Source organism: Methylobacter psychrophilus (assembly GCF_025583945.1).
In the GTDB taxonomy this organism is placed as follows: Bacteria; Pseudomonadota; Gammaproteobacteria; order Methylococcales; family Methylomonadaceae; genus Methylobacter_C; species Methylobacter_C psychrophilus.
In genome coordinates, this window is record NZ_JAOEGU010000144.1 from 1 (window position 1) to 1,242 (window position 1,242).

At 42.4% G+C, this 1,242-nt stretch carries 1 protein-coding gene; it reads left to right on the plus strand.

The window, feature by feature from the left end; genetic code table 11:
• Positions 1–163: 163 nt before the first annotated feature.
• Positions 164–1,198, plus strand: a complete 1,035-nt coding sequence (locus tag N7974_RS20550) for an IS110 family RNA-guided transposase (RefSeq protein ID WP_262967394.1) — start codon at positions 164–166, stop codon at positions 1,196–1,198.
• Positions 1,199–1,242: the final 44 nt, after the last annotated feature.

Consider the following 1,242-nt stretch of genomic DNA (forward strand, 5'->3'; position numbering starts at 1 on the left):
TAATATAATCAGAGCCTGTTTCGTAGATTGGCCCCCGCCCTATTCACCCATACCGTGGAGTATCCGAGGCTTAGAGCCTGCATACACAAGGAAGGTAGGTGCATGTGCAGGGTCGGGAACCAGTAAATAGTCTACTTTCTTTATCCTTTATTAACAAAATAATATGATGAATATCCAACTTAACACGAATGACTCAGAAGTTAATCCAAGCCACCAAGCCGGTATTGATGTCGGTGCAGAGGAGCTTGTTCTAGTTGTTCGTAAAAATAGCAAACTATCCAACCCCCAAACATTCACCAATACACGGACTGATCGCGCTCGTTTAGTTAATAAACTGGTTAAACTACCTGGTGTCATCGTCTGTATGGAGGCTACTGGCATTTATCATTTCGATTTAGCGGTCGCTCTGCATGATGCCGGTGTATTGGTTATGGTCATTAATCCAAAATCGTCGCATAACTTTGCCAAAGTATTAATGAAGAACAGCAAAACAGATGCTGTCGATGCCAATACTTTAGCTGAATACGCGGCCCGCATGGACTTCGTTGCTTGGACTCGACCCAGCAACGAGACCATTGCTGTTCGCTGTTTTTCTCGTCGAATTACGGCCTTAACTACTCAGAAATCGGCTGCCAAGAATCATCTACATGCGTTAACAGCGACTCAAGAAACACCCAAAGCGGTATTGCGTGATGCGAAATTAGCTATTACCCAATTACAAAAACGTATTGACCGATTAACGATAGAGGCGCTACTTTTGATCGGTAAGCACTCTAAACTCGAACGTACATTGACGTTATTAATCAGCATCAAAGGCATTGCCCAAACCAGTGCTATTTCGCTTATGGGTGAATTGCTATTATTACCACCTGACCTTACCCATCGAGAATGGGTCAAGTTTGCAGGACTAGATCCCAAAGCTTTTGATTCTGGAAAGAGCGTTCATAAGAAGTCGCGCATATCTAAAGCCGGTAACCGAAATATTCGCGCAGCCCTTTATATGCCGGCCTTAAGCGCTAAACAACATGACCCACACGTAAAGGCTTATTTCCAACATCTCGTAGCTAATGGCAAAAAACCGTTACAGGCTGTCTGTGCCATCATGCGAAAATTAATTCATGCTATCCATGGTATGTTGAAAAATGACGAACCTTTCGATAATACACGTTTTTATAAAATTTCAGAATCAGTCGAATAGTTAAAAATGAACGAAATACCTTTGACTTTGAACAGAGTATCTAC